The 7,673-nt window shown below is 70.6% G+C and carries 9 protein-coding genes; 6 read left to right on the top strand and 3 right to left on the bottom strand.

Annotated features, from left to right (window positions below):
- The first annotated feature begins 184 nt into the window (after positions 1–184).
- The 4 genes from ACFWY9_RS08335 to ACFWY9_RS08350 are packed head-to-tail and all read left to right on the top strand — an operon-like array spanning position 185 to position 4,358.
- Positions 185–1,480, top strand: coding sequence for an NAD(P)/FAD-dependent oxidoreductase (locus ACFWY9_RS08335; RefSeq protein ID WP_378325580.1), 1,296 nt, complete (start codon positions 185–187; stop codon positions 1,478–1,480).
- Between the two features lie 27 nt (positions 1,481–1,507).
- Positions 1,508–2,092: a hypothetical protein gene (locus tag ACFWY9_RS08340; protein ID WP_378325579.1), complete on the top strand. Its 585-nt coding sequence runs from the start codon at positions 1,508–1,510 to the stop codon at positions 2,090–2,092.
- 44 nt (positions 2,093–2,136) lie between these two features.
- Complete coding sequence (locus ACFWY9_RS08345) at positions 2,137–4,095, top strand: aconitate hydratase (protein ID WP_378325578.1); 1,959 nt, start codon at positions 2,137–2,139, stop codon at positions 4,093–4,095.
- Between the two features lie 50 nt (positions 4,096–4,145).
- The gene (locus ACFWY9_RS08350) at positions 4,146–4,358 is read left to right on the top strand and encodes a DUF2795 domain-containing protein (RefSeq protein WP_378325577.1); all 213 of its coding nucleotides are present in this window, start codon (positions 4,146–4,148) and stop codon (positions 4,356–4,358) included.
- Between the two features lie 137 nt (positions 4,359–4,495).
- Here the strand turns inward: ACFWY9_RS08350 and ACFWY9_RS08355 are convergent, their stop codons facing one another.
- Positions 4,496–5,461 carry a TIGR03557 family F420-dependent LLM class oxidoreductase gene (locus tag ACFWY9_RS08355; protein ID WP_378325576.1) on the bottom strand — a complete coding sequence of 322 codons (966 nt, stop codon included), beginning with the start codon at positions 5,459–5,461 and terminating at the stop codon, positions 4,496–4,498.
- Between the two features lie 74 nt (positions 5,462–5,535).
- Here ACFWY9_RS08355 and ACFWY9_RS08360 point away from each other — a divergent pair, with 74 nt between their 5' ends.
- Positions 5,536–5,988, top strand: coding sequence for a DUF4383 domain-containing protein (locus ACFWY9_RS08360; protein WP_378325575.1), 453 nt, complete (start codon positions 5,536–5,538; stop codon positions 5,986–5,988).
- A gap of 1 nt (position 5,989) precedes the next feature.
- On the opposite strand, the gene ACFWY9_RS08365 is transcribed toward ACFWY9_RS08360, so the two are convergent.
- Both ACFWY9_RS08365 and ACFWY9_RS08370 read right to left on the bottom strand, forming a co-directional pair.
- Positions 5,990–6,607 carry a UdgX family uracil-DNA binding protein gene (locus tag ACFWY9_RS08365; protein ID WP_378325574.1) on the bottom strand — a complete coding sequence of 206 codons (618 nt, stop codon included), beginning with the start codon at positions 6,605–6,607 and terminating at the stop codon, positions 5,990–5,992.
- Between the two features lie 93 nt (positions 6,608–6,700).
- Positions 6,701–7,120, bottom strand: coding sequence for a CBS domain-containing protein (locus ACFWY9_RS08370; protein WP_378338506.1), 420 nt, complete (start codon positions 7,118–7,120; stop codon positions 6,701–6,703).
- A 95-nt stretch (positions 7,121–7,215) separates the two neighbouring features.
- Between ACFWY9_RS08370 and ACFWY9_RS08375 the strand changes: the two genes are divergently transcribed.
- Entirely contained in the window at positions 7,216–7,587 is a 372-nt protein-coding gene (locus ACFWY9_RS08375; RefSeq protein ID WP_378338507.1) for a VOC family protein, read from the top strand.
- Positions 7,588–7,673 lie beyond the last annotated feature (86 nt).

The following is a 7,673-nucleotide window of genomic DNA, read 5'->3' on the forward strand; positions in this document are numbered from 1 at the left end:
ATCATTTCCCACCAACTCCGGGGTGGTGTTTTTTCTCTTTCTCCCAAATATTTGGTGTTTCTCCCCCATTTTGTTGCTCTACACGCCCATTTCTGTCCTGTGGGGGGGGCGACAGGGTGCGTTTTCTTTCCGAGGTGCGGGGTACTCGCCGAGGTGGATCCGCAGGCTACGGAAGGGACCCTTGATGCGCGTGGTGATCGCCGGCGCCGGTTTCGCCGGGTACCAGGCAGCCAGGACTCTGGCGCGAACCGCTCCCGAAGGCACCGAAATCGTCGTGGTGAACCCGACGGACTACTTCCTTTACGTCCCCCTGCTGCCCGAGGTCGCGGCCGGGATCCTCGATCCGCGGCGGGTGCTGGTGTCGATTCCCGGCACGCTGCCCGGCGTCCGGCTCGCGCTGGGCACGGTGTGCGGTGTCGACCTCGACGAGCGCTCGGTGCGCTACCTCGACCCGGAGGACCGCGAGCACACGCTGTCCTACGACCGGCTGGTGCTCGCCGCCGGCAGCGTGACCAAGCTGCTGCCGATCCCCGGGGTGACCGACCACGCGCACGGCTTCCGCGGCCTGCCCGAGGCGCTGTACCTGCGTGATCACGTGACCCGCCAGGTGGAACTCGCCGCCGCGGCCGACGATCCGGCCGAGCGCGAGGCCCGGTGCACGTTCGTCGTGGTCGGCGCGGGCTACACCGGGACGGAGGTGGCCGCGCAGGGACCGATCCTCACCGCCGCGCTGGCCGCCCGCCATCCCGAACTCGCCGATCAGCCGATGCGCTGGATGCTGCTCGACGTCGCCGACCGCGTCCTGCCGGAGCTGGACGAGCGGCTGGGCACGACCGCGGACCAGGTGCTGCGCGAGCGGGACGTCGACGTCCGGATGAAGACCTCCATCGACGAGGCGACCGCCGAGGGCGTCACGCTCACCACCGGCGACAAGGTCCCGACGCGCACGCTGGTGTGGTGCGTCGGCGTCCGGCCGGACCCGCTCGTTTCGGAGGTCGGGCTGCCGACCGACCGGGGCCGGTTGCGGGTCGACGCGACACTGCGGGTGCCGGGACATCCGGAGGTCTTCGCCTGCGGTGACGCCGCGGCGGTGCCCGACGCGTCGCGGAAGGGCGAGATCACGCCGATGACCGCGCAACACGCCGTCCGGCAAGGAAAACTCGCCGGGCACAACGTCGATGCCTCGCTGCGGGAGCGTCCACTTGGCGAGTACAGGCACCATGACCTCGGTTTCGCGGTGGACCTCGGCAAGGGGCAGGCCGCGGCCAACCCGGTGCGGATCCCGCTGTCCGGGCTCCCGGCGAAACTCCTCACCCGCGGCTATCACCTGATGTCCATGCCCGCCAACAAACTCCGCGTCGCGGCCGACTGGGCACTCGACGCCGTCACTCCGCGCCAGACCGTCCAATTGGGACTCGTCAGGTCCGGGTCGGTCCCGCTGGACACGGCCTCGCCCGAACTGCCCGTGACCCGTCGCTGAGCCCCGGCGCCGAAAGGAGAACCTGCCATGCCCGGAACCCCCGAACCCGACCCGGTCCGCGCCGAAGGTCCGCCGGTGGTCGTCCACGGTGTCCCCGGCGGCAGGCGGGTGCTCGTCCTCGATCCGGCGGGCGCGAGCAAGCACGACGAGCTGCCCGCCACCTGGCGTCCGTTCACCGAGGACCGCGAGATCGTCTGGGCGCGGCTGCCCGTGGACGGCGCGCTCCACGCGTGCGAACACGTGCTCGCCCATGCCGGCGGGCCGCTCCCGGTGACCGACATCGTCGCGAGTGGACCGTACGGCGAGGAAGCGCTGCTGCTGGCCGAACACCGGCCGTCCGTCGTCCGGTCCGTGCTGCTGGTGGACCCGGCCGCCGAAGGTTTCCTCGAGGCGGAGCGGGCGCGGGCCGCCGACGCGGACTGGCTGCGCGACCACGGCAACCGGGTCGCCGGGCTCCGGGACGCCGGAGTGGAGGTCGAAATCGTCGCGCACAGCACGGGCGATGCCGGCGACCGGGTGCCCGCGCCGCTCCCGTTAGGACATCCGGACGTCGTGTCCGCGCTGGTCGACGCCTTCGATCGGCTGCCTGCCGTGCGCAGGCCCGCCCTGTAGGCACCGCGTGATTGAGCCCGCCGGACAGCGGGTAGCCGGGTGACATGGCCGGAGAAACAGCTCGCACGGTCGCCGGCCGGCTGCTCGACGAGCACTTGGTGAGTGGCCGTCCCGAACCCGGCTCGGAGATCGGGCTCCGGGTGGACCAGACGCTGACCCAGGACGCCACCGGAACGCTGGTGATGCAGGAGCTGGAGTCGCTCGGCATCGAGCGCGCCGCCACCGAGCTGAGCGTCCAGTACGTCGACCACAACCTCCTGCAGGCGGACGAGAAGAACGCCGAGGACCACGCGTTCCTGCGTTCGGCCTGCCGCCGCTACGGGCTGTGGTTCTCCAAGGCGGGCAACGGGGTTTCCCATCCGACGCACATGCAGCGGTTCGGGATGCCCGGACGCACGCTGGCCGGTTCGGACTCGCACACCTGCGCGGCGGGCTCGCTCGGGATGCTGGCGATCGGCGTCGGCGGGATCGAGGTCGCGCTCGCCATCGCCGGGGAACCGTTGTACCTGCGCATGCCGGAGATCTGGGGCGTCCGTCTCACCGGCACGCTGCCGGACCGTGTCTCGGCCAAGGACGTCGTGCTGGAGATGTTGCGCAGGCACGGTGTCGGCGGCGGGCGCGGGCGGATCATCGAATACCACGGCCCCGGTCTCGCCGGGCTCACCGCGATGGACCGGCACGTGATCGCCAACATGGGGGCCGAACTGGGCGCCACCACCACGGTCTTTCCCGCCGACGAGGCGGTGCGCGAGTTCCTGCGCGCCGAAGGCCGGGAGGACGACTTCCGCGAGATCCTCGCCGATGAAGGCGCCGAATACGACGTGCACGACGAGATCGATCTGTCCACTGTGGAACCACTGGTCGCCAGGCCGTCGTCACCCGGTGACGTCGTACCGGTCCGCGAGGCGGCGGGCACGCCGATCGGCCAGGTCGTCGTCGGTTCCTCGGCGAACCCTGGGTTCCGGGACTTCGCCGTCGTGGCCGCGATGGTCCACGGCAGGCAGGCAGCCGGCTCGGTCAGTTTCGACGTCAACCCGACGTCGCGGCAGATCCTCGTCGACCTGACGCGTGCCGGGCACACCACCGAGCTGCTCGCCGCGGGCGCGCGGATCCACCAGGCGGGCTGCCTCGGCTGCATCGGCATGGGACAGGCACCCGCCCCGGGCCAGAACTCGCTGCGCACCTTCCCCCGCAACTTCCCCGGCCGCTCCGGGACGGCCGACGACGCGGTGTGGCTGTGTTCCCCGGAAACCGCCGCCGCGTCGGCCGTCACCGGGGTCATCACCGACCCGAGGGAGTTCACCGCCGACGTCGACCCCGAGAGTATCCGCCCGCCCCGCAAGTCCACAGTGGACACACGTGTCTTCGCCGAGCCACTGCCCGAGGCGGAGGCCCGGCACGAGGAACTGGTGAAGGGCCCGAACATCTCCGGGCTGCCCGAGTTCGACCCGCTTCCGGACCGCGTCGAAGCGCCGGTGCTGCTCAAACTCGGTGACGACGTCTCGACCGACGAGATCTCCCCTGCCGGCGCCGCCGCACTGCCGCTGCGGTCGAACATCCCGAAGCTGGCGGAGTTCACCTTCACCCGGATCGACGCGGACTACCCCGCGCGGGCCGCCGAGGAGCCGGCGCATTGGCTGGTGGCCGGGGAGAACTACGGCCAGGGATCGTCGCGGGAACACGCCGCGATCGTGACCCGGCACCTCGGCCTGCGGGTCGTGCTCGCGAAATCCTTCGCCCGCATCCACTGGCAGAACCTCGCGAACTTCGGCGTGCTCGCGCTGGAGTTCGCCGACCCGGCCGATTACGACCGCGTCGAACGCGACGACGTCCTCGTTCTCGGCGAAGCCAGGAATCGACTGTCCGATTCGGACACGTTCACCGTGCACAACCGCACGCGGGACGAGAACTACCACGTCACGCACCGGCTCTCCCGCCGCCAGCGGGACGCCGTGCTCGCGGGCGGCCGGATCCCGCTGATCGCCGCCCAGCGCGCCGGGTGAGCGGCACGTTTCCCCGATGTGGCCCGAAGCACGACAGAAAGGTGTTCCCCATGACGATGAGCGCCCCGGACCGCGAGTCCCTCGCCCGGCACCTCGCCGACGTCGAATACCCGTGCGGGCGCGAGGAACTGCTCCGCCGGTGCGCGGCCGCGGGCGGGGGCGACGAGTTGCTCGGCCCGCTCGCCGCCCTGCCCGACGAGCACTACCGCGACCTCGACACCGTGGTCGAGGCCATCTCGGCGACCCGCACCGGCCGGGACTGAGCCCCAGCCCTGGACCACGTGGGCTGAAGGGGACTTTCGTCTCGGCACATGCGAGGGAAGTCCCCTTCAGCTCATGTCACGCGAGGAAAGTCCCCTTCAGCCCGGTCCGGCCTCGGTGGGGGCGACCTTCGGTGGAGTCAGATCTCGCGCAGGGCGGGAAGCAGCTCGCGCTCGGCGAAGTCCAGGAAGTCCTCCTGCCGGTCACCGCCGATCTCGACCAGCGCGACGTCGGTGAAGCCCGCCTCGGCGAACTGGCGCACGCCCCGGGCGATCGGCTCGATGTCGGGTCCACAAGGGATTCCCGCCGCGACGTCGTCCTCGGTGACGAACCGGGTGGCTCCGGCGAACCCGGCCGGGCCGGGCAGTTCGGCGTTGACCTTCCAGCCGTTCCCGAACCAGCGGAACTGCTCGTGTGCGCGCTTGACCGCGGCCGCCCGGTCGGGGTCCCACGAGACCGGCAGCTGCGCGATCTTGCGGGTCGGCCTGCCCAGCCGGGTCGCGTCCCATTCCCGGCACAGCTGTTCCTTCGGCTCCACCGCGATCATCGCGTCCGCGACCGGCGCGAACCGGGTCACCGACCGACTGCCCGAAACCGCGACCGCGACGGGCGTCCGCGCCGTGGGCAGATCCCAGAGTTTCGCCGAGTCCACCCGGAAATACGTTCCCGCGTAATCGAAGTAGCCGCCGTCGAAGAGCCCGCCGATGATCTGGACGGCCTCCGCGAGCATGTCGTGCCGGACGTTCACCGGCGGCCAGCCGCGGCCGACGACGTGCTCGTTGAGGTTCTCCCCCGCGCCCAGCCCGAGGGTGAACCGGCCGTCGCTCAGCTCCTGCACGGTCGCCGCCTTCTGCGCTACCACAGCCGGGTGATACCGCATCGTCGGGCAGGTCACGTACGTCATCAGCTCGATCCGTTCCGTGCAGTGCGCGACGGCGCCGAGCACGCTCCACGCGTACGGCGAGTGGCCTTGCTCCTCCAGCCACGGCGAGTAGTGGTCGCTGGACACCTCGAAGTCGAAGCCCGCGCGTTCGGCGCCCTCGGCGTAGCGGACGAGTTCCTTCGGGCCTGCTTGTTCGGTCATCAGCGTGTAGCCGAGGCGCATGGGTACCTCCTCGCGGGGTTTTGTGGATCACCCGCCGGGTACCCGAACGAAACGTGCGTATGCGGAGGATCGTGATGACCGAGCGAACCGGACGTTATCCCGCGCGGCTGATCGTCGCGCTCATCGGAATCGCCTACCTGGCACTGGGCCTGGCCGGCTTCTGGACCCCGGCGACCGGCACCGTCGGCCACGACCCGAGCCGGACGGTGTGGATCTTCGGCTCCAGCGCCGTGCTGAACGTGGTGCACACCGCCGTCGGTGTGCTCGCGCTGCCGGCGGCTCTGCACCGCGCGAGCACCATCGCGTTCGCCTGGGTGCTGTTCTTCGGGTTCACCGGGCTCACCGTGAACGGCGTCCTCGTGGCGGCCACCGGCAGCGCGGCCGATCCCGTGAACGTGAACTGGGCGGACAACTGGCTGCACGGCCTGACCGCGCTCGCGGGTCTCGCGATCGTGCTGTACGACATCGCGGCGTCCCGGCGCGGAGTGTCCCGGCGCACGGGCGCCCACGCGGCCTCACGTCGTTGATTCACACCGCTTTCGCGGCTGTCGCGAGGTCCGCGCGGAATGCTTCATAGGCGCTCTCGCGGTCTTCGGCGCGGAGCACCGAAGACGGATGCACAGTGGCGATGGCCCGCCGGCCGCCGAACTCCTCCGGCAGGCGGACGAGCTTGCCCCGTTCCCGGGTGATGCGGAAATCGGTACCCAGCACCGCCTGCGCCGCCGTCGCGCCGAGCAGGACGACGAGTTCGGGCTCCACCGCGGTGAGTTCGGCGAGCAGCCACGGGCGGCATGCGACGACCTCGGTCCGCGACGGCTTCTTGTGGATCCGTCGCTTGCCGCGCTCGGGGCGGGTGAACTTGAAGTGCTTGACGGCGTTGGTCAGGTAGATGCCCGCGCGGTCGAGGCCGACGTCGTGCAGCGCGCGGTCCAGGAGCTGCCCGGCGGGGCCGACGAACGGCTCACCCTCCACATCCTCCCGGTCGCCGGGCTGCTCGCCCACCAGCATGACGCGCGCGTCCCGTTCTCCCGCGCCGAACACGGTCTGACTGGCATCCCGGTACAGCCCGCAGCCTTCACAAGCCGCGGCCGCGGAACGCAGCCGGGGCAGCGACACCGTGTCCGGCAGATAGTCGGCCGCGCTCATCTTGTGTCCTTTTCGGACGTCCTTTTCGGACATCCATCGTGGACCGGCCGTACCCCGGCCATAGTGGACGGAGCACGGCCGAGCCTGTCGGGGTTATTCCTCCTGGGAAACAGCTTCGACGAGTTCGCCGCTGGCCGGGTTGGTCAGCGCGCGGGCGACATCGGCCTGCGCGACGATGCCGACCAGGGTGCCGCCGTCGACCACGGGCAGGCGGCGGACGGCATGCTCGGACATGGTGCGGATGATCTCCTCGGCCTCGACGTCGGGGCCGATGGTCACCACGCCGCCCTCGACCACCTCCGACGCGTGCAGCGCCCGGGGATCCTTGCCCTCGGCCAGCACCCGCACGACGATGTCGCGGTCGGTGAGCATGCCCTTGATCCGGCCGTCCTCCCCGCAGACCGGCACGGCACCGACCCCCTCGGCGGCCATCAGCCGGGCCGCCTCCAGCACCGCATCCGATTCGCGGACGCACTTCACGGGGCTGGTCATCAGCTCACGTACGGTGGTCACCGCAGCCTCCCTTCCTCGGCGTTCGCGGCTCTGCCCACCCTGGGTTCCCGGTGATCCGCCCGGCAAACCCGTGCCCGCCGTGCGACCGTGGAGCCATGCGCACCCGGATGATCGCCGTCGCGTTCGACTGCCACCGCCCGGAGATCGTCGCCGCGTTCTGGCGGGCCGCGCTGGGCTACGGCACGGTCGAACGCTGGACGGACGAGGACGGCACGGGCTACGTCGAGGTCAAGGAGGCCGGGCAGCCGTCACTGCTCTTCCAGCCCGTGCCCGAGGGCAAGTGTAATGAAGACGTAACCACCAAGAACCCGGTCCACTTGGACGTCTGGGTGGGCTCGGACCATGTTGAGGACCAGCTGGCGAGGCTGACTGAGCGCGGGGCGACGTTCCTGCATCGCGGACGCCAGGGCCCTCACAGGTGGGTCACCCTCCAAGACCCCGAAGGCAACGAGTTCTGCATCTCCTGACCCACATCTTCGGGTTACGTGGTTCGGGCCGCCTGTCAGCGTCGAGCGAGGAGCCGTCCGAACCCCTGCCATGCAGGGATTCGGAC

Source organism: Amycolatopsis sp. NPDC059027 (genome assembly GCF_042739735.1).
Classification (GTDB): domain Bacteria; phylum Actinomycetota; class Actinomycetes; order Mycobacteriales; family Pseudonocardiaceae; genus Amycolatopsis.